The 19,543-nt window shown below is 62.0% G+C and carries 19 protein-coding genes; 13 read left to right on the forward strand and 6 right to left on the reverse strand.

From position 1 onward, the window contains the following. The first annotated feature begins 124 nt into the window (after positions 1-124). From KHP07_RS03475 to KHP07_RS03490, 4 genes are all read left to right on the forward strand, one after another. A complete protein-coding gene (locus tag KHP07_RS03475; protein ID WP_025855609.1) occupies positions 125-1,657 on the forward strand; it encodes an MBOAT family O-acyltransferase in 1,533 nt (510 codons plus the stop codon). A gap of 11 nt (positions 1,658-1,668) precedes the next feature. Continuing rightward, positions 1,669-2,853 (forward strand): alginate O-acetyltransferase, encoded by a 1,185-nt coding sequence (locus KHP07_RS03480; RefSeq protein WP_100491456.1) that lies wholly within the window; start codon positions 1,669-1,671, stop codon positions 2,851-2,853. Positions 2,854-2,869: 16 nt separating this feature from the next. Continuing rightward, positions 2,870-3,526, forward strand: a complete 657-nt coding sequence (locus tag KHP07_RS03485; protein ID WP_033899560.1) for an alginate O-acetyltransferase AlgF — start codon at positions 2,870-2,872, stop codon at positions 3,524-3,526. 210 nt (positions 3,527-3,736) lie between these two features. Next, positions 3,737-5,188 carry a mannose-1-phosphate guanylyltransferase/mannose-6-phosphate isomerase gene (locus KHP07_RS03490; RefSeq protein WP_028618920.1) on the forward strand — a complete coding sequence of 484 codons (1,452 nt, stop codon included), beginning with the start codon at positions 3,737-3,739 and terminating at the stop codon, positions 5,186-5,188. Between the two features lie 88 nt (positions 5,189-5,276). On the opposite strand, the gene KHP07_RS03495 is transcribed toward KHP07_RS03490, so the two are convergent. After that, positions 5,277-5,804, reverse strand: a complete 528-nt coding sequence (locus tag KHP07_RS03495; RefSeq protein ID WP_214496607.1) for a hypothetical protein — start codon at positions 5,802-5,804, stop codon at positions 5,277-5,279. A gap of 179 nt (positions 5,805-5,983) precedes the next feature. Between KHP07_RS03495 and KHP07_RS03500 the strand changes: the two genes are divergently transcribed. Both KHP07_RS03500 and KHP07_RS03505 read left to right on the forward strand, forming a co-directional pair. After that, on the forward strand, positions 5,984-6,448 hold the full coding sequence (locus tag KHP07_RS03500; protein ID WP_099494084.1) for a multidrug transporter: 465 nt from the start codon (positions 5,984-5,986) through the stop codon (positions 6,446-6,448). A 134-nt stretch (positions 6,449-6,582) separates the two neighbouring features. Then, a complete protein-coding gene (locus tag KHP07_RS03505) occupies positions 6,583-7,395 on the forward strand; it encodes an SDR family oxidoreductase (protein WP_078046984.1) in 813 nt (270 codons plus the stop codon). Here KHP07_RS03505 and KHP07_RS03510 read toward each other — a convergent pair. Beyond that, a complete protein-coding gene (locus tag KHP07_RS03510; protein ID WP_099494082.1) occupies positions 7,392-8,249 on the reverse strand; it encodes a LysR family transcriptional regulator in 858 nt (285 codons plus the stop codon). The two genes, KHP07_RS03505 and KHP07_RS03510, sit on opposite strands and share 4 nt — an antisense overlap. Positions 8,250-8,361: 112 nt before the next feature. Here KHP07_RS03510 and KHP07_RS03515 point away from each other — a divergent pair, with 112 nt between their 5' ends. Together KHP07_RS03515 and KHP07_RS03520 are read left to right on the forward strand one after the other, a co-directional pair. After that, positions 8,362-9,546, forward strand: a complete 1,185-nt coding sequence (locus tag KHP07_RS03515) for an MFS transporter (RefSeq protein ID WP_214496608.1) — start codon at positions 8,362-8,364, stop codon at positions 9,544-9,546. After that, positions 9,543-9,944: a DUF4440 domain-containing protein gene (locus KHP07_RS03520; protein ID WP_078046981.1), complete on the forward strand. Its 402-nt coding sequence runs from the start codon at positions 9,543-9,545 to the stop codon at positions 9,942-9,944. Before KHP07_RS03515 ends, KHP07_RS03520 begins: the two co-directional genes overlap by 4 nt. Before the next feature lie 97 nt (positions 9,945-10,041). Here the strand turns inward: KHP07_RS03520 and KHP07_RS03525 are convergent, their stop codons facing one another. The 4 genes from KHP07_RS03525 to KHP07_RS03540 are packed head-to-tail and all read right to left on the reverse strand — an operon-like array spanning position 10,042 to position 14,793. Then, the gene (locus KHP07_RS03525) at positions 10,042-10,893 is read right to left on the reverse strand and encodes an efflux RND transporter periplasmic adaptor subunit (protein WP_078046980.1); all 852 of its coding nucleotides are present in this window, start codon (positions 10,891-10,893) and stop codon (positions 10,042-10,044) included. 10 nt (positions 10,894-10,903) lie between these two features. Continuing rightward, positions 10,904-11,104 carry a DUF1656 domain-containing protein gene (locus KHP07_RS03530; RefSeq protein WP_012722318.1) on the reverse strand — a complete coding sequence of 67 codons (201 nt, stop codon included), beginning with the start codon at positions 11,102-11,104 and terminating at the stop codon, positions 10,904-10,906. Further along, positions 11,094-13,271 carry an FUSC family protein gene (locus tag KHP07_RS03535; RefSeq protein ID WP_214496609.1) on the reverse strand — a complete coding sequence of 726 codons (2,178 nt, stop codon included), beginning with the start codon at positions 13,269-13,271 and terminating at the stop codon, positions 11,094-11,096. Before KHP07_RS03535 ends, KHP07_RS03530 begins: the two co-directional genes overlap by 11 nt. 10 nt (positions 13,272-13,281) lie before the next feature. Next, the gene (locus KHP07_RS03540; RefSeq protein WP_214496610.1) at positions 13,282-14,793 is read right to left on the reverse strand and encodes an efflux transporter outer membrane subunit; all 1,512 of its coding nucleotides are present in this window, start codon (positions 14,791-14,793) and stop codon (positions 13,282-13,284) included. Between the two features lie 182 nt (positions 14,794-14,975). Between KHP07_RS03540 and KHP07_RS03545 the strand changes: the two genes are divergently transcribed. From KHP07_RS03545 to KHP07_RS03565, 5 genes are all read left to right on the forward strand, one after another. Beyond that, complete coding sequence (locus KHP07_RS03545; RefSeq protein WP_078046977.1) at positions 14,976-15,944, forward strand: LysR family transcriptional regulator; 969 nt, start codon at positions 14,976-14,978, stop codon at positions 15,942-15,944. Positions 15,945-16,158: 214 nt separating this feature from the next. Beyond that, positions 16,159-17,133 (forward strand): 2-hydroxyacid dehydrogenase, encoded by a 975-nt coding sequence (locus tag KHP07_RS03550; protein ID WP_099494078.1) that lies wholly within the window; start codon positions 16,159-16,161, stop codon positions 17,131-17,133. Positions 17,134-17,295: 162 nt separating this feature from the next. Beyond that, positions 17,296-18,198 carry a chemotaxis protein CheV gene (locus KHP07_RS03555; protein WP_078046975.1) on the forward strand — a complete coding sequence of 301 codons (903 nt, stop codon included), beginning with the start codon at positions 17,296-17,298 and terminating at the stop codon, positions 18,196-18,198. After that, entirely contained in the window at positions 18,195-18,677 is a 483-nt protein-coding gene (locus KHP07_RS03560; protein WP_214496611.1) for a GNAT family N-acetyltransferase, read from the forward strand. The genes KHP07_RS03555 and KHP07_RS03560 overlap by 4 nt, the downstream gene beginning before the upstream one ends. 108 nt (positions 18,678-18,785) lie before the next feature. Beyond that, positions 18,786-19,529, forward strand: coding sequence for a YkgJ family cysteine cluster protein (locus tag KHP07_RS03565; protein WP_100491461.1), 744 nt, complete (start codon positions 18,786-18,788; stop codon positions 19,527-19,529). Positions 19,530-19,543: the final 14 nt, after the last annotated feature.

A 19,543-nucleotide genomic window follows, 5' to 3' on the forward strand; every position in this document is an offset into this window, starting at 1 on the left:
CTGACACACCGCTATCGCAGGCAAGCCAGCTCCCACACTGAAACATGTACACCCTCCCGGATTTGATGGGGGGGTTTGGGGGGGCTCTGGCCCTTGACTGTTGGTTAAACATGGAGAGATCGGGATGGTTTTCTCGTCCAATGTGTTCCTGTTTCTGTTCTTGCCGATCTTTCTCGGCTTGTACTACTTGAGCGGGCAACGCTATCGCAACCTGCTGCTGCTGATTGCCAGCTATGTGTTCTACGCCTGGTGGCGAGTGGACTTCCTGGCGCTGTTCGCCGCCGTGACGCTGTGGAACTACTGGATCGGCCTCAAGGTCGGGGCAGCCGGTGTGCGCACCAAGCCGGCCCAACGCTGGCTGTTGCTCGGCGTGGCGGTCGACTTGTGCATTCTCGGCTACTTCAAGTACGCCAACTTCGGCGTCGACAGCATCAACGTGATGATGAAGTCGGCGGGCCTGGAGCCCTTTATCCTCACCCACGTGCTGTTGCCGATCGGGATCTCGTTCTACATCTTCGAGTCCATCAGCTACATCATCGACGTGTACCGCGGTGATACCCCAGCAACCCGCAACCTCATCGACTTTGCGGCGTTCGTGGCGATCTTCCCGCACCTGATCGCCGGCCCGGTGTTGCGTTTTCGCGACCTGGCCGACCAGTTCAACAACCGCACCCACACCCTCGACAAATTCTCCGAGGGCTGCACGCGGTTCATGCAGGGTTTCATCAAGAAAGTCTTTATCGCCGACACGCTGGCGGTGGTGGCCGACCATTGCTTCGCCCTGCAAAACCCCACCACCGGCGATGCCTGGCTCGGTGCGCTGGCCTATACCGCGCAGCTGTACTTCGACTTCTCCGGCTACAGCGACATGGCCATCGGCCTGGGCTTGATGATGGGTTTCCGCTTCATGGAAAACTTCAAACAGCCCTACATCAGCCAGTCGATCACCGAGTTCTGGCGGCGCTGGCACATCAGCCTCTCCACCTGGCTGCGTGACTACCTGTACATCACTCTGGGCGGCAACCGCAAAGGCACGCTGACCACCTACCGCAACCTGTTCCTGACCATGCTGCTCGGTGGCCTGTGGCACGGTGCGAACATCACCTACATCGTGTGGGGTGCGTGGCACGGCATGTGGCTGGCGATTGAAAAAGCCATCGGCCTCAACACCTCGCCGCGCAGCTTCAACCCGGTGCGTTGGGCCTTCACCTTCCTGCTGGTGGTGATGGGCTGGGTAATCTTCCGCGCCGAGAACCTGCACGTCGCCGGCCGTATGTACGGTGCGATGTTCAGCTTTGGCGAGTGGTCGCTGTCGGAACTCAACCGCGCCAACCTCACCGGCCTGCAAGTGGCAACCCTGGTGGTGGCGTATGCAACGCTGGCGTTCTTCGGCCTGCGCGATTTCTACACCAATCGCCCTGCGGAAAAAGCCAAGCCTGCCGACCCGAGCCTGATCAAGGCCGTACCGGGCGACAACCCCGGCAGCATCCACGAGCCAGGCTTCACCGTTGGCCAGGATGCCGCTGTGCAACCGGCCTACTGGACCGCTGACTGGCCACGCTACGCCATGCGCGCTGCGGTGCTGCTGCTGTTCGTGGCGTCGATTCTCAAACTGTCGGCGCAGAGTTTCTCGCCGTTCCTTTACTTCCAATTCTGAGGGAGCCGACCATGACACGATCATTGCGCGTCCTCTATATCGGCCTGTTCCTGGTGGTGCTGCTGGCGCTCGGCGCCTGGTCGCTGCGCAGTTTCTTTGGCTTCAGCACCAATGCCGACGCCACCGTGCTCAACGGCCGCTGGACCAAGGCCGTCGAGACGCACTACGACGACCAGTTCCCGATCAAGCGCATCGGTACCAACCTGTGGGCGGCGCTGGACTACAAGCTGTTCAATGAAGGCCGCCCCGGCGTAGTGCTGGGCCGCGATCACTGGTTGTACAGCGACGAGGAGTTCAACCCCGCCGTCAATGAAGACCAGAACCTGCAAGGCAACTACGCGCTGGTCGAAGGCGTGCGCCAGAAACTCAAGGCCCAGGGCATTCAACTGGTGATGGCAATCGTGCCGGCCAAGGTGCGCCTCTACCCGGAACATTTGGGTGAAGTGAAACCGGCCAGCATCCACGCCAACCTGTACCAGGACTTCCACGCCCGTGTGGCTGCCGACAAGATCATCGCCCCGGACCTGCTCGGCCCGCTGCAACAGGCCAAGCTCGGCGGCAAGCAAGTGTTCCTGCGCACCGACACCCACTGGACCCCGGACGGCGCTGAAATCGCCGCCAAGCAGTTGGCCAAGACCATTGCCGACAAGACCCCGCTGAGCGGTGAGCCGCAACGCTTCGTCACCGAGGCCGAGAAGACCGAACCGCACAAAGGCGACCTGCGCCTGTTCCTGCCGCTGGACCCGCTGTTCGAAAACCTGATGCCGCCTAAAGAGCCGCTGGAAAAACGCGTCACGCACCTGGCCGAAACCAAAGGCGACGACGCCCTGTTCAGCGACAGCCAAACCCCAGTGGCCCTGGTAGGCACCAGCTACAGCGCCAACCCCAACTGGAACTTCGTCGGTGCCCTCAAGCAAGCCTTGGGCAGCGACGTGGTCAGCTACGCCGAAGACGGCCACGGCCCGATCCTGCCGATGCTCAGCTACCTGAAAAGCGATGACTTCAAGAACAGCCCGCCACAGGTGCTGATCTGGGAGTTTCCTGAACGTTATCTGCCCATAAACAACGAAATCGGTGATGCCGACCCCGCATGGGTTGCGCAGCTTAAACAAGCCGGTTCGCGCCAACAGAACATGGCACTGAACACCCCGATTAAACACGAAAAATCCGAGACGCCCGACCGGGCGCAAAACTGAAAGAGAGGTAACTCACATGACTTTCACTACAACTCCTCGTCGTCTCGCTAAAACCCTGGCTATCGCGGCCGGCCTGAGCTTCGTATCGATGTCCGCCTTCGCCGGTGGCGACGCCGCCCTCTACGGCCCAACCGCGCCAAAAGGCTCAAGCTTCGTGCGGATCTACAACGCCAGCAACCAGGAAGTCAGCGCCACCGTTGGCGCGACCAACCTGAGCGATGTGGCCCCACTGGCCAGCAGCGACTTCAGCTTCATGCCCGGCGGTGACTACAGCGCCAAGGTCGGCAGCCAGACGGTGCCGGTCAAACTCGCACCTGACCACTACTACACCTTGGTCAACAGCGGCAGCGGCCAGCCACAGCTGATCGAAGAGCCACCGTTCAAGAACAAGCAGAAATCCCTGGTGCGCGTGCAGAACCTCAGCGACAAGGCCCTCACCCTGAAAACCGCTGACGGCAAGACCGATGTGGTCAAGGCCGTTGCCGCCAAAGGTCGTGGCGAGCGTGAGATCAACCCGGTGAAGGTGAGCCTGGCGCTGTATGACGGCGACAAGAAAGTCGGCGATGTGAAGCCAGTGGCCCTGGAGCGTGGTGAGGCAGCGGTGCTCTACGTCACCGGTTCCGGTTCGAGCCTGTCGCCAGTGTGGGTGAAACGCCCTGTGTCGACCCGCTAATTAGATTTCCGACCTGGCTCCGCTCCCCTGTGGGAGCTGGCTTGCCTGCGATGGCATCACCTCGGTCTCCCTGACAAACCGAGTCGTCTGCATCGCGGGCCAGCCCGGCTCCCACAGGGACCGAGGAGTCCGGTCGGACCGAGACAAAAACAAGAGTGAAACGACAAACCTTCGTAGCTCTGACCCAAATCGATTCAAGGAGAAACACCCATGATTCCAGTCATCCTTTCCGGTGGTAGCGGCTCACGTCTTTGGCCGCTTTCCCGTAAACAGTTCCCTAAACAATTCCTGGCCCTGACCGGCGAACACACGCTGTTCCAGCAAACCCTGGAACGCCTGGTGTTTGAAGGTATGGACGCTCCAATCGTGGTCTGCAACAAGGACCACCGCTTTATCGTCAACGAGCAACTGGCCGCCCGCAAGCTGGAAAGCCAACGCATCCTGATGGAGCCGTTCGGCCGCAACACCGCGCCGGCCGTGGCCCTCACCGCGATGATGCTGGTCAATGAAGGCCGCGACGAGCTGATGCTGGTGCTGCCCGCCGACCACGTGATCGACGACCAGAAAGCCCTGCAACGTGCGCTGGCCCTGGCCACCGTGGCCGCCGAGCGTGGCGAGATGGTGCTGTTCGGCGTACCGGCGACCCGTCCGGAAACCGGTTATGGCTACATCAAGTCCACCAACGATTCGCTGCTGCCCGAGGGCGTGAGCCGCGTCGAGCAGTTCGTGGAAAAACCCAATGAAAAACGCGCCGTCGAGTTCGTCAAAAGCGGCGGTTACTTCTGGAACAGCGGCATGTTCCTGTTCCGCGCCAGCCGTTTCCTCGAAGAGCTGAAAAAGCACGATCCGGACATCTACGACACCTGCCTGCTGACGCTTGAGCGCAGCGAACAGACCGCCGACACCGTGACCTTCGACGAAGCCACCTTCGCCTGCTGCCCGGACAATTCCATCGACTACGCCGTGATGGAAAAAACCCAGCGCGCCTGCGTGGTGCCGCTGAGTGCCGGTTGGAGCGACGTGGGTTGCTGGGCATCGCTGTGGGCCGTCAACGACAAAGACGTGCACGGCAACGTGAGCAAAGGCGACGTGGTGATCCAGGACAGCCGCAACTGCATGATCCATGGCAACGGCAAGCTGGTCTCGGTGATCGGCCTGGATAACATCGTGGTGGTGGAAACCAAGGACGCGATGATGATTGCCCACAAGGACAAGGTCCAGGGCGTCAAGCAGATGGTCAACACCCTGAACGACCAGGGCCGCAGCGAAACCCAGAACCACTGCGAAGTCTATCGTCCGTGGGGCTCCTACGACTCGGTGGACATGGGCGGGCGTTTCCAGGTCAAGCACATCTCGGTCAAGCCGGGCGCGTGCCTGTCGCTGCAGATGCACCACCACCGTGCCGAACACTGGATCGTGGTCAGCGGTACTGCCGAAGTGACTTGTGACGAGAACGTGTTCCTGCTCACTGAGAACCAGTCCACCTACATCCCGATCGCTTCGGTGCATCGCCTGCGCAACCCTGGCAAGATCCCGTTGGAGATCATCGAAGTGCAATCGGGCAGCTACCTGGGTGAAGACGACATCGAGCGCTTTGAAGATATCTACGGTCGCTCGACGCCGGTTGAACGTGGCGTGTCGGTGAAAACTATCGCGCAATAAAACAGTCGTACAAGAAGCCCTCGCCCAGCCCATTGCGTCCCCTATCCGCAGTGGGTTGGGTGGGGGCTTTTTTCATTTCCGCGACGACCTAAGCCTGTGACGACCCCTTCCAGTTCTTAGGGGAATAGGCGTTGTAACTGCCAGTACTGCCAGTGGTGCTACCCGAGTTATCATATTGCGCCTTACCAACTTCTTGAGCAGCCTTGCCCAAGTAGACCAAGCCCGCACCAAAGGCTTTTGCGGCTATTCCGCCACTTGAACCAATCTTTTTCCCAAGGCCTTGCGCGGCGGCTCCGCCCACCATCAAACCGGCTCCCGTCGCTTTCTCTTTTTGGGCTCCGCCCCCTATAAAACCGGCTCCCGGCGCTTTCTCCTTGTTCTCATTGTTATGCAGCGCTGTGGGGAAAAGCGCACCGGCACCTCGCAGAACCGTTTGTCCCAGGCTGGTCAGCTTTTGATGTTGCATGCGGGGCTTCACATCAACGTCTTTCTCTGCACTTAGGTCGGCAGTTCCAGCGTTGGTCGGCGTTGGCGCGGACTGAGGAGCGATGAGAGAGGTCAAGGCTGACGCAACTGGGGATGCAGTGACCGGCGCAGTTAGGGCTGAAGCATTCATGGTTTTTTCTCACATAACAGAACGTTTTTATTACCCTCCTGGATAATCTGCATTTCCCTATAACGGCTCTGTGGGAGAAATGAGCGAAACGGTTCCCTCCAATCAAAAAGTCCTACCGCCAATAGTCATCAATGCCATGCCGCAGGTAGGATGTCTTATCCGTATCCGAGACTGTCACCATGTTCTTCGGCGTTCTCCTGATCATCACCTGGCTGATCCTGCTACTGCGCTACCCCGCCAAGGCGCTGCCGGTTTCCCTCGCTGCCGCTGTCGGCCTGGGCTGCGTGGCGATCTGGGTGGTGTGGCTGGACAACCGCGAAGCCTCGCAGCTGGCACGCCTGGAACTGCGCATCACCTTCGCCCCGCAAGAATGCCCCGCCGACCGACCGCTCAAGCTGACCCTCAACAATGGCAACGACGTACCACTGACCGAACTGCGCTGGCGCGTCGCCGCCTATGCACCGGGCGACTCGGTCAACCTGGCCGACAACGTCTACGCCGCCCCGCGCTATCGCGGCCCTGGCGAGCTTCAGGCCGGCGCCACGTGGGACGATTGCCTGCCCACCCCGCCCTTGCGCCCTGGTTATCGCCCGCAAACCCTGGAATTTCGTGCCGAGCACCTGCAAGGCAGTTTCTCGGACTGACAAACCTCATTCAGGCGTATCTGCAAGCGTCTAAGAATGAAGCTTAAGCGCCTGGTTGTACGGCAATGCTCCCTTGGCTGGCTATAATCGGACGCGTCCAAGCCCACCGACCCACCTGCCCGAAGGACTGCCCCATGCCCAACGTACTCATCACCGGCTGTTCCAGCGGCATCGGCCGCGCCCTGGCAGATGCGTTCAAATCCGCCGGCTATGACGTGTGGGCCAGCGCCCGGCGGGAAGAAGATGTCGCTGCCCTCCGCGCCGCCGGTTTCAATGCGGTGCAGCTGGACGTCAACGACAGTGCCGCCTTGAAACACTTGGCCGAGCAATGGGGCGAGCTGGACGTGCTGGTCAATAATGCCGGCTACGGTGCCATGGGCCCCTTGCTTGACGGCGGCACCGAGGCGATGCAGCGCCAGTTCGAAACCAATGTGTTCTCCCTCGTCGGTGTGACGCAGGCGCTGTTCCCTGCATTGCGGCGCGGCAAAGGCCTGGTGGTGAATATCGGCAGTGTGTCCGGTGTGCTGGTGACACCCTTTGCCGGCGCCTACTGCGCATCAAAAGCGGCCGTGCACGCTTTGAGCGATGCACTGCGTATGGAACTGGCACCCTTTGGCGTGCGGGTCATGGAAGTGCAACCCGGCGCCATCGATACGAGTTTCGCGAAAAACGCAGGCGCCCAGGCAGAGTTGCTGATCAACGAGCAATCGCCGTGGTGGCCGTTGCGCGAGGGCATCCGCGCACGCAGCCAGGCCTCCCAGGACAAACCAACCCCGGCCAACGTGTTTGCAGCGCACGTGCTGAAGGCCGTGCAACAGCCACACCCGCCTCGGCTGTTGCGCTCGGGCAATGGCAGCCGGGCATTGCCGTTGATGGCGGCGTTGTTGCCCAAGGGGTTGTTGGAGACGGTATTGAAGAAACGCTTCGGGCTGGGCGGTTCGCTCTAATCCTTCAAAAAATCAATAAACGCCCGCACCTTCAGCGGCAAATGCCGGGTGTCTGGATACAGTGCGTAGATCCCTTGTGGGGCGAAGCGATGATCCGGCAACAGGCGCACCAACCGTCCCGCGTCCAGGTCGTCCTGTACCAACCATTGCGGCAACACCGCCACGCCATGCCCGCGGATGGCAAAGGCCTGGAGCACTGCCGCGCTGTCGGCCATGAGCGCCGTTGGGCCGGGGCGGTATTGATGCTCGCCGCCTTGAGGGTCGGTCACACTCAGTTCCGTCAAACGACCGTGCCCCAGCTTGGGGAGCTGCTCCAACGCGTCCAGTGAGTCCGTCGCGGCAAACGCGGGTGCCGCCACGGCGAACACCTCGAACGTGGACAGTTGCACCGCGCGATGATTTGAATCCAGCAAGCGCCCCAAGCGAATTGCCACGTCAAAACGCTCGGAGATCAGGTCCGCGTGAGTAGAGGATGTGGATAAGTGTATGTGCAGGTCTGGATGCAGGCGGCGGAAGGCTTCGACCGCCGGTGCAACCTTGGCCAACGCGTACTCGATCGTGGTGGTAATGCGCAATGTCCCTTTGAGCTGGGCATGCTCAGAACGCGCTTCATCTACCGCCAATCGCGCCTCTTCGAGCATCCGCGTGCAACGCAGGTAGAAGCGCTCACCGGCATCGGTGAGCGCCAGTTGGCGGGTGTTGCGGATCAACAAGGTGACGCCCAGTTCAGCTTCCAGGCGCTTGAGGTTGAAGCTGACGACGGCACGGGTCTGGCCCAGCAGGTCGGCGGCCGCGGTGAGCGAGCCGGCCTCGACCACGGCCTTGAAGGTGTCGAATCGGTCCAGGCTGACCATTTGCTGCACGCCCCTTTTGTCAAAATATTTTTGACAAACTAGCAGGCAAACCGGCGTATCCAAAACATTGTGTGCGGCCTACCCTGCCCGCCTCACTCGCCGGACCGCACCCATGACCTACCGCTCGAAAGTCGCCTGGATCTTTTTGCTGGGCTTTGCCCTGGACCTGGTGAACATGTTTGTCGCCACGGTTGCCTACCCGGATATCGCTCGCGAACTGCAGGCCTCGGTCACGCAACTGGCGTGGATCAGCAATGCCTACATGCTTGGCCTCACCGTGATTATTCCGTTCAGCGTGTGGCTGGCAGCGATGATGGGTGAACGCGGCTTGATTGCCGCCAGCTTGCTGTTGTTCGCCGGCGCCTCCTTACTGGTGGGCCAGGCGAGTTCGATTGAAGCGCTGATCGGTTGGCGCGGCCTGCAAGGGGTGGGCGGTGGCTTGCTGATTCCCGTGGGCCAGGCGATGGCCTACCGATATTTCCCGCCCGCTGAACGCAGCCAACTGACGGCGCGGGTGATGTCGGTGGCGTTACTCGTGCCGGCGCTGTCCCCTGCATTGGGCGGGTTGATTGTCGACAGCGTGTCTTGGCGCTGGATCTTCTACGCCAACTTGCCCTTGGCGTTGATCACGCTGCTGCTGGCCCTGCTGTGGATAAAACCTGACAGGCCCACGAATGCCCGACCTGCCTTGGACGTGGGCAGTATTTTCCAACAGGCCCGCAGCCCAATGCTGCGCACCACGATGCTGATTTACCTGTGTATCCCTGGCGTATTCATCGGCACCAGCCTCATTGCCATCCTCTACCTGCGCGGGCTCGGCTATGACGCCACACAGACTGGCGCACTGATGCTGCCGTGGGCGCTGGCTTCAGCCCTGGCGATTTACCTCAGCAAGAAGCTGTTCAATCGCTGCGGGCCGAAGCCATTGCTGTTGGCCGGCATGGCCTTGCAATGCGTCGGCATTCTGTTGCTCAACGTACCGACCCTGATTGTGCCGGCCTATCTGTTAATGGGGTTGGGCGGCAGCCTGTGCAGCAGCACCGCGCAGACCCTGGCGTTTCTCGACACCCCTGCCGAACGCATGGGCCACGCCAGTGCCTTGTGGAACATCAACCGACAGGTGAGTTTCTGTCTCGGCGCGGCCGCACTGAGTGCGCTGTTGTCGGCCTTGGATTCTTTCGCCATAACCTTCACGATGGCGGCTGGCCTGACCCTGCTGCCTTTTTTTGCAGTGCTGCGCCTGGACACTTCCAGAGTCCGCACACTGCTTCACCCTGCCAGCGAGCCTCACCCATGATCGACTACAGCGATTTTTTTGAAGAAGTGATCCAGACCCACGTCGAGATCGAACAATGGTTTGCCGGCGTTGCGCCGCAAGGCACCCTGGAGAGCTTGCTCGCGCGTTTCTCGCCTGAGTTCAGCATGGTCGCCCCCGCCACTGGCACCAGGGTGAATGCGGCTGGGGTCAATGCTTTATTCACGCGTCTGGGCGGCATGCGCCCGGGGTTGAAGATCACCTTGAGTGAAATGACCGGGATTGACCGGCATGCGCGCGGCGCAACGGTGACCTATCGCGAGCATCAGATCGATGCCAGCGGCACCCAGACCGATCGCCGCGCCACGGTGGTGTTCGAGAAGCAGGCCAGCGGCGCGCTGCTGTGGCGCCATCTGCACGAAACGTTCATCAAGGCATAACACGGTCAACCGGTAGCCGCCGGCTGGCCGGCGATAGCGACCTGTCATGTTGCGCAAGCCTCAAGGGCCCCATCGCCGGCAAGCCGGCTCCACGGGGTTATGGGTTGACGATGACGGTGCAGGTGATGCCCGCCGCCAACAGCACGCCTTGCGGCACCTCATCGATATGAATCCGCACCGGCACCCGCTGGGCCAGGCGCACCCAGTTGAAGGTCGGGTTCACATCGGCAATCAGTTCGCGGCTTTCGGGGTTGTCGCGGTCGTAGATGCCGCGCGAGATGCTTTCCACATGACCCTTCAAGGTCTCGCCGCTCATCAATTGCATATCGGCTTTATCGCCAACTTTCACATGGGGCAGCTTGGTTTCTTCGAAGAAGCCATAAACCCAGAACGAGTTCATATCCACCACAGCCATTTTGGCTTCGCCGATGCGGGCGTAGTCACCGCGATGCACGTTCAGATTGGTGACATAACCATCCACCGCCGCCACCACCTGCGTGCGTTTCAAATTGAGTTCGGCTGCTTCCAGTTGCGCCAGCGCGTGTTGGTAATCGGCCAGTGCCGAGTCGGCGATGTTGCTGGCGTCGTCGCGGTTTTCCTTGGAGATCACCAGCGCATCGAGGTCAGCCCGGCGATGGGCGTTGACCTTGCGCATTTCCCAGGTGGCTTTGCGCGACGCCACCAGCGACTGCGCCTGCTTGACCGCAATGCGGTAGTGCTCGGGGTCGATCTGCATCAACAGGTCGCCCTTTTTTACCAGTTGGTTGTCACGCACCGGCACGTCGACCACTTCGCCGGTGACGTCGGCGGCGACGTTGATGATATCGGCGCGCACACGCCCGTCGCGGGTCCACGGGGTTTGCATGTAGTGCACCCACAGCGTGCGGCCAATCCAGATCGCCAAGGCCAGTACCAGCAAGGTCGCGAGCAGGCTGAAAAACTTTTTCATCGGGGCATTCTCAACGGTAGACGGTCAGCGCCAGGGCGCCGAACAGGCAAACAAACAGGCTCAGGCGCAGCAACGCCGGGTGCCAGAAAAAGCGGTACAGGTCGAACCCGGCCAGGAAGCGATCAAGCGCCCAGGCCAACACGGCCGCGATCAGGAACATCAGAGTCATGGTTGGCATGTACACGCCATGGAAGGCGATTTCACGGGGCATGCGGGGATCCTTTAAGGGCGGCCAGCGGCGATTGCGGGTCCAAAAGCGAAGTGCGGATAAAGTGCAGGTAGCTCTTCACCCGACGCAGGGCCGAGGTGTCGAAGTGCGGGGCAGAAGGCTCGTCGGTGGCCTGCACGCGACTGATGGCGTGGTCGACGGCGATCAGGCCGCGCTCCAGGTTGCTCGCGCTGGGTTGCAGGAACAGCCGCACCAGCGAGCGGCCCATCACGCGGATCGCCTGGCGCCACGGCTGGGACTCCGCGTACGCCGGGTGCACCGGCAAAATCGCCTGTTCCTTGCGCAACTCGATGATCGCGTGGCCGACCTCCAGCACCACGAACATCCAGCGCAGCAGGTCGCGTTGCACTTGCGGCTGGCCGACGGCGAGGCCATAGGCCTGGTGCAGCAGGTCGCGGGTACGGCTTTCGAAACTTGAGGCCAGGCCCTTGAGCTTGCCGCTGATCGCGTACACCACTTGCTCGCGCAGGTCCTGCTCCAACCGGCGCCATAGCCAGCGGCTGTTGGGCGGCAAAATGATCGCCCCCGCCGCCGCGCACACCAGCATGCCGATGACCATGGCGATGTAGTCGTTGATGAAGGTGTAGGGGTTGTAGACCGTGAGGTTGTCCGGCACCGAGCCGGTGCTGAAGAAGATCAGCAGCCCCACGCCGACACCCGCGTATTGCGGGCGCGAAGCGAGGAATGCGCCAAAGATGATCACCGGCGCAAGCATCACGCACAACAGCGGGAAACCGTCGATCCAGGGAAACACGAAGAACATTTCGACAAACCCCACCAACGCGCCGATCAACGTGCCGCAGGCCATCTGGAACGCCATGCGCTTGGGGTTGGGCGTGGCGGCGGACAGGCCGACCGTGGCGGCGGCGATCAAGGTCATGGTGGCGCCGCTGGGCCAGGCGGTGGCCACCCAGTAACTGCCGAGCACGATCAGGATGAACGACGCGCGGATGCCCGAGGCGGCGCAGGCCAGCCAGTTGGTCTTAGGGATAAAGGTTTCGTCCCACTGCTCGCGCGCATGGCTGTGATCGGCAAGGGACGCGTGGGTTTGCGCGTAGTTGTGCAGGTCATCGACAAAGCGGTAAAGCAGCTCGTAGGCGGTGTGGAAGTCCAGTTGTTCGGCTTCGGTAGGCTCCCCCTCCTGGAAGGCCGCGCGCAGGCTGCGGACCTTGGCGGGCAAGCCGTCCTTGTAGGCGCTCAATTGCGCCACCAACCTTGCGGCATCAGGGCTGGTGAGCGCGCGAGCGGAGAAACCATCGAGCACTTCGGCAAGGTCTTGCAGGCCGGGCTTGATGGCCGCCACCACATGGTCCGCTTCGTCCGTGCGCAGCCGTTCAAGCAACTGGTGCAAGGCATTGAAGCGCGTGGTGATGCTCATGAACTCGCTGTTGAGGCGGCTGAGCCGGCCGTTGCGTCGACGCATATGTGGGTCTTCGAACACCGTGACACTGCGCAGCCCTTCCAGGCCCACGGCTTCGGCGATAAAGCGCACGTTGCTGGCTTCGAACCCCTCACGCTGGCTGCGCCCGCGCAGGCCATCGGTGACGAACAGCGCGAACACGCCAAAGCGCTGGTACAAGGCGTTGCGCATGGCGGCGCTGGAGGTTTGCGGCAGGATCGCGGCGCTGACCAGAGTGGAACACAGAATCCCCAGGGAAATTTCCAGCACTCGCCACACCGCCGCCATAAAGGCCCCATCCGGATGCGCCAGGGCCGGCAGGCCGACCATCGCCGCCGTGTAGCCGGCCAACACAAAGCCGTAGGCGCGGAAGTTGCGATTGCGCGTCGCGCCCGCCGTGCAGATGCCCACCCAGATCGCCAGCGCGCCGAGAAACAGCTCGGTGTTCTGCGCAAACAAGGCGATCAACAGCACCATCACCGCCGACCCCGCCAGGGTGCCGAGGAAGCGATAGAAGCTCTTGGCAAACACCTGGCCGCTCTGGGGCTGCATCACGATAAACACGGTGATCATCGCCGTGCGCGGTTGCGGTAGCTCCAGGCGCATGGCCAACCACAGCGTGAGGAACGCGGCGACCAGCACCTTGAAGATATACACCCAGGTCACGCCATCACTGCGTGCCCAGTCGAAAAAACCACGGCGCCACTCTAGGGCATATAGCCAGCGCAGCGGTGCAGGCAAGGGCGTCATCAAATCCTACTCAGTGATCGAACGCGGCAAGCGCCGCCGGGGTCTTGCTCGGAAGGGTCTTGGCGTCTTGAGGCACATCGTTGCCGGCACCGAGGCCGCCGCCCAGGGCCGTGACCAATTCAGCATGGGCACTCAGGCGCGCGGCCTGGACCTGTTGCTCGATCTGCTGCTGATGGAACAGCAACGTCTGCGCATTCAGCACATTGAGGTAGTCGGTAAGGCCGCGCTGGTAGGCGATCATCGCGATGTCGTAGGTCTTCTGCGCCGAGGCCACCGATTGCGCAGCAAAGGAGGCTTGCTTGTCCATGGACTCGCGGCGGATCAACTGGTCGCTGATGCCCTTGAGCGCGTTGACCAGGGTCTGGTTGTACTTGGCGACAGCTATGTCATAACCGGCGCTGGCTTCGCCCAGCTCTGCGCGCAGGCGCCCGCCGTCGAAGATCGGCAAGGTGATCGCAGGACCGACGCTGTAGTTGAATTTCTTGCCGGCCAGGAACTCCAGCATGCCGCCGCCGGTGGCCACGTAGCCGAGGCTGCCGACCAAGTCGACGTTGGGGTAGAAACCGGCGTGGGCCACATCGATGCCACGGGCCTGGGCCGCAACTTGCCAGCGGCTGGCGACCACGTCCGGGCGTTGGCCGAGCAATTGCGCAGGCAGTCGCGACGGCAGTTTCAGGGGCGCGGCGAGGGACAGGGTCGGGCGTTGCAATGTCGCGCCCTCCCCCGGCCCCTTGCCCGCCAGCGCTGCGAGTTGGTTGCGGCTCAGGGCGATCTCTTCGTCCAGGGCGTCCAGTTGGCGATGGGTTTCCGGCAACGGCGTTTCGGCCTGGCTGACATCAAAGTGGGTGCCGATCCCGGCGTTCAGGCGTTTGTTGGCCAGGTCGAGAATCTGCTGCTGTTGCGCCAAGGTGGCCGCGACGATATCGCGATTGGCGTACTGCAACGACAGCTGGATATAGGCGCGCACCACGTTGTTCTGCAATTCGAGCTGGGCCTGGCGCGCTTCGGCGGCGCTCATGTGCGCCAAGTCGACGGCACGTTCGGTGGTGTTGCTTTCGCGGCCCCACAGGTCGAGGGCGTAGCTCAGGCCCAGGGAGGCATTGTTGTCCCAGGTGTTGGCTCCGCTCAGCTCGCCGGGGCCGTAGAACTGATCCTTCGGCCAGTTGTGGCGCTTGAGGGTGGTGTCGCTGTTGATCTGCAACGACTCGGCCGCCTCGGCGATCCCGGCCATGGCCCGTGCTTCACGCACCCGCGCGGCGGCCATGGCCATGCTCGGGCTGTGTTGGGTGGCGAGGTCGACCCAGCGGTTGAGCTGGGGGTCGCCGTAGGCTTGCCACCATTGCGCGGTGGGCCAATGGGCGTCTTGGGCGGCGCTCTGGATCGCTTCGTCGGTGGCCAGGTCACTGGCGTTGAGGGACTGGCCTTGGGGCGCGATTCCTCCGGTTCCGATGCAGCCGCTGATAGCTAACGATAAAGCCCAAACACTGAGAGTCTTAAGCTCTCTGCTGATGCGACGCGGCACGGCAAGCGTATTCCTGAGAGGGTGGAGCGGGAAAGGTGGCGCAATTCTAGGCGGCGGCATGAACGACGATAAGCTGGCATTCCTGTGAATCTTTGTTACCGTTCAGGCGATAATCCGTTGGTAGGGATCACTGGACGGCGTAACTTTCTGTCACAATTTGTTATCTCCCCTGAGAACACTCCATGGACACTTTGCAAAATATGCGCGCCTTCAGTTGCGTGGCCGAAGCCGGCAGCTTCACCGCCGCCGCCGTGCAACTGGACACCACCACTGCCAACGTCTCGCGCGCGGTCTCCAACCTTGAGGCCCATCTGCAAACCCGCTTGTTGAACCGAACGACACGACGCATCGCGCTGACCGAAGCTGGCAAACGCTATTTGCTGCGCTGTGAGCAGATCCTCGCCTATGTCGAGGAAGCCGAAGCCGAGGCCAGCGACGCCCATGCGCGCCCTGCCGGGCAATTGAAAGTGCACACCATGACCGGTATCGGCCAGCATTTCGTCATCGACGCCATCGCCCGCTATCGCCGTACTCATCCGGACGTCACCTTCGACCTGACCTTGGCCAACCGCGTGCCGGACCTGCTCGACGAGGGCTATGACGTGTCCATCGTGCTGGCCAGCGAGCTGCCGGACTCGGGCTTCGTGTCCCAGCGCCTGGGCATCACCTACAGCATTGCCTGTGCCTCGCCGGACTACGTCAAGGCCAAGGGCTGCGCCCATCGCCCCAATGACCTGCTCAACCATGCCTGCCTGCGCCTGGTCAGCCCGGTGATCCAGCTGGACAAATGGACCTTCAATGGCCCCGAAGGCCAGGAAAGCGTGGCGATCAATACTTCGCCGTTCCTGGTGAATTCGGCCGATGCGATGAAAACCGCGATCACCAGCGGCATGGGCATCGGGCTGCTGCCGGTGTATGCGGCGATCGAAGGTTTGCGCAATGGCACGCTGGTGCGGGTAATGCCCAACTACCGTTCCCAGGAACTGAACCTGTACGCCATCTACCCGTCGCGCCAGTACCTGGATGCGAAGATCAAGACTTGGGTGGAATACTTGCGTGGTTCGCTGCCGGAGATTCTGGCGGCGCACCAGGCGGAACTGGTGGCGTATGAGTTGAGTGGCAGCCTCAGCGGCGCGCGGATGGCTAACTGATATTTATCAGACGATAGAGATTCAGTATGGGAGCGGGCTTGCTCGCGAATGCGGCGTGTCAGGCGACACATCTGCTGCTGACGCACCGCATTCGCGAGCAAGCTCGCTCCCACATTTTGAACTGTGCCCACTTGGGTCCAGTGATCTCCTGACAACCGTAACGAGGAATGTTAGCGTGCTTGGCATTCTTCCGTAGTCGATGAGCCCGCCTGCAATGAAAAAGACTGTCCTCGCTTTCAGCCGCGTCACCCCGGAAATGATCGAACGCCTGCAACAGGATTTCGAGGTGATCGCGCCCAATCCCAAGCTGGGCGATATCAACGCACAGTTCAATGAAGCCTTGCCCCACGCCCACGGTCTGATCGGTGTGGGTCGCAAGCTGGGACGCGAGCAATTGCAAGGCGCGAGCAAGCTGGAAGTGGTGTCCAGCGTGTCGGTGGGCTACGACAACTATGACGTCGCGTACTTCAACGAACGCGGGATCATGCTCACCAATACCCCTGACGTCCTCACCGAAAGCACCGCCGACCTGGCCTTTGCCTTGCTGATGAGCAGCGCGCGTCGTGTGGCCGAGCTGGATGCCTGGACCAAGGCCGGGCAGTGGAAGGCCAGCGTCGGTGCGCCGTTGTTTGGCTGCGATGTGCATGGCAAGACCCTGGGCATCGTCGGCATGGGCAATATCGGCGCGGCCGTGGCCCGGCGTGGGCGGCTGGGTTTCAACATGCCGATCCTGTACAGCGGTAACAGCCGCAAGCCGGCGCTGGAGCAAGAACTGGGCGCGCAATTTCGCAGCCTGGATGAACTGCTCGCCGAGGCGGATTTCGTCTGCCTGGTGGTGCCGTTGAGCGACAAGACCCGTCACCTGATCAGCACCCGCGAGCTGGGGCTGATGAAGTCCAGCGCGATCCTGATCAATATTTCCCGAGGCCCGGTGGTGGACGAACCGGCGCTGGTCGAGGCGCTGCAAAGCCAGCGTATCCGTGGCGCCGGGCTCGATGTGTATGAACAGGAGCCACTGGCCGAGTCGCCGCTGTTCCAGCTGAGCAATGCCGTGACCCTGCCGCACATTGGCTCGGCCACCCATGAAACCCGCGAAGCCATGGCCAACCGCGCCCTGGACAACCTGCGCAGCGCCCTGCTGGGCCAGCGCCCGCAGGACCTGGTGAACCCACAGGTGTGGAAGGGCTGACACCCGCTTATCCTCTGTAGGCACTCGGCTTGCCGGCGATGGCGATCGGGCGGGCTTCATCGCCGGCAAGAACTAGGCGTCCCCCCGGCGCCTACAGTTTTGGGTGTACAGGTCGATAACCTTCCATAGAAGATCGTCATCCCTGATCCACAGAAGGTTTTTATGTCCACCACCAAAGCCCGCGCAGACTCACTCTCGCTTCTGCTCTTTACCTTGCGCAGCGGCAAGCTGATGGCGATCAACCTGCTGAAAGTCAGTGAAATCATCCCGTGCCCGCCGCTGACCAAGCTGCCGGAGTCGCACCCGCACGTCAAAGGCATCGCCACCCTGCGCGGTAACTCGCTGGCGGTGATCGATCTGAGCCGCGCCCTCGGCGAAATGCCCCTGGCGGACCCTGATGGCGGCTGCCTGATCGTCACCGACGTGAGCCGCTCCAAGCAGGGTTTGCATGTACAGGCGGTGAGCAAGATCGTGCATTGCCTGACCACCGACATTCGCCCACCACCCTATGGCTCCGGCGGTAACCGCGCGTTCATCACCGGGGTCACCCAGGTGGAAGGCGGCCTGGTGCAGGTGCTGGATATCGAAAAAGTCATCCACGGCATCGCGCCGGCGCCGATCGAAGCGGCGCCGACCGACCTCACCATGGAAGAAGCCGAAGTACTCGGCCACGCACGCATCCTGGTGGTAGACGACAGCCAGGTCGCGCTGCAGCAATCGGTGCACACCCTGCGCAACCTCGGCCTCACCTGCCACACCGCGCGCAGCGCCAAGGAAGCCATCGACGTGCTGCTGGAGTTGCAAGGCACGGCCGAGCAGATCAACGTGGTGGTGTCGGACATCGAGATGTCGGAGATGGACGGCTACGCCCTTACCCGCACCCTGCGCGAAACCCCGGATTTCCAGCACCTCTATGTGTTGCTGCACACCTCGCTGGACAGCGCGATGAACAGCGAAAAAGCCCGGCTGGCCGGCGCCGACGCGGTGCTCACCAAGTTCTCCTCGCCCGAGTTGACCAAGTGCCTGGTGGTGGCCGCGCAAACGGTGGCGCAAAAAGGCCTGTGAGCGAATATTTCCAACTGCTGCGCCGCGACCTTATCGGCAGCCTGCCCGCCCCGCAGTGGCCGGCGGGCACGCAGTTGGATCATTACCGTGACGACCTGGCCCCGGCGATTCACGCCGTATTGCGCCTGACCCAGGATCAGGGTGGCGGTCGCGTTCCCAACCTGGAAACCTGGCAGCAGCAGTTCACCACCGATGCCGAGTTCGACCCCACGCTGTGCCTGGTGGCCAGCAACGACGACGGCATTCTCGCCGTGGCGCAGTGCTGGACCAGCGCGGTTATCAAGAACCTCTCCGTTCACCCCTGCGCCCAGGGCCAGGGATTGGGCCGCGCATTGCTGTTGCACTGCTTCCACGCCTTCAAGCAACGCGGTGAACCCTATGTGGACCTCAAGGTGTTGGAGAGCAACCTGCGTGCCCGCCAACTGTACGAAAGCGCGGGCATGAGATTTGTCCTGCGCGATGTGGTGCCACGGGACTGACAGGCACTGGCGTGTAACTTGCTTCCAGAGAGCTAAAACGGTGAACAGAGGTAAAAACCCGTCACTGTTCCTGCGTACCCTCTGACCTTGCCTGGTGACAGATCCGCCATGAACACTCAATTTTCCTGCGTCGGTTGTGGTAAATGCTGCTCCGACCACCACGTGCCCCTGACCCTCGAAGAAGCCCGCCTGTGGGCGGCGGACGGCGGCAATGTCATCGTTCTGGTGGAGGGGTTCCTGGGCACTGGCCTGGGCCTGCCGCAGCAGCAACGCGAGCATGCCGAGCGTCGCTCGGTCATCGTGCCCAGCGGCAATACCCAGGCATTTGTGGCAATCACCTTTGCCGCCTACAACGCCGGACGCTGCCGGAATCTTGACGAAGACAACCTGTGCCGCATCTATGAACGCCGCCCGCTGGTGTGCCGCATTTATCCGATGGAGATCAACCCGCATATCCCGCTGAACCCCGCCGCCAAGGATTGCCCGCCGGAGTCCTGGGAACAGGGCCCGGCGCTGATCGTCGGCGGTGAGTTGATGGACCAGGAACTGGCCGAACTGATCCGCCGCTCACGCCAGGCCGACCGTGACGATGTACAGACCAAAGAGGCGGTGTGCGCCCTGCTGGGAATTCGCACCACAGCCCTCAAGGGGGATGGGTTTACCGCTTACCTGCCCGACATGGGCGCATTTGCCCAAGCCATCGAGCTGGCGGTGCAACGACCGTCCGTGGTCAGCGAGTGGGTGTTCCATGTGTCCGGCATGGACATCGCGGAGCAGGTGCTGGATGCCGGGGCGCAGATTGCGACTGAGGTGCCGGCCAACTATGCGTTTATTTCACTGCGCGCCGCCTAGACGCGCAGGTTTGC

The sequence above is a fragment of the Pseudomonas sp. VS40 genome, assembly GCF_018587885.1.
Lineage (GTDB): Bacteria > Pseudomonadota > Gammaproteobacteria > Pseudomonadales > Pseudomonadaceae > Aquipseudomonas > Aquipseudomonas pergaminensis.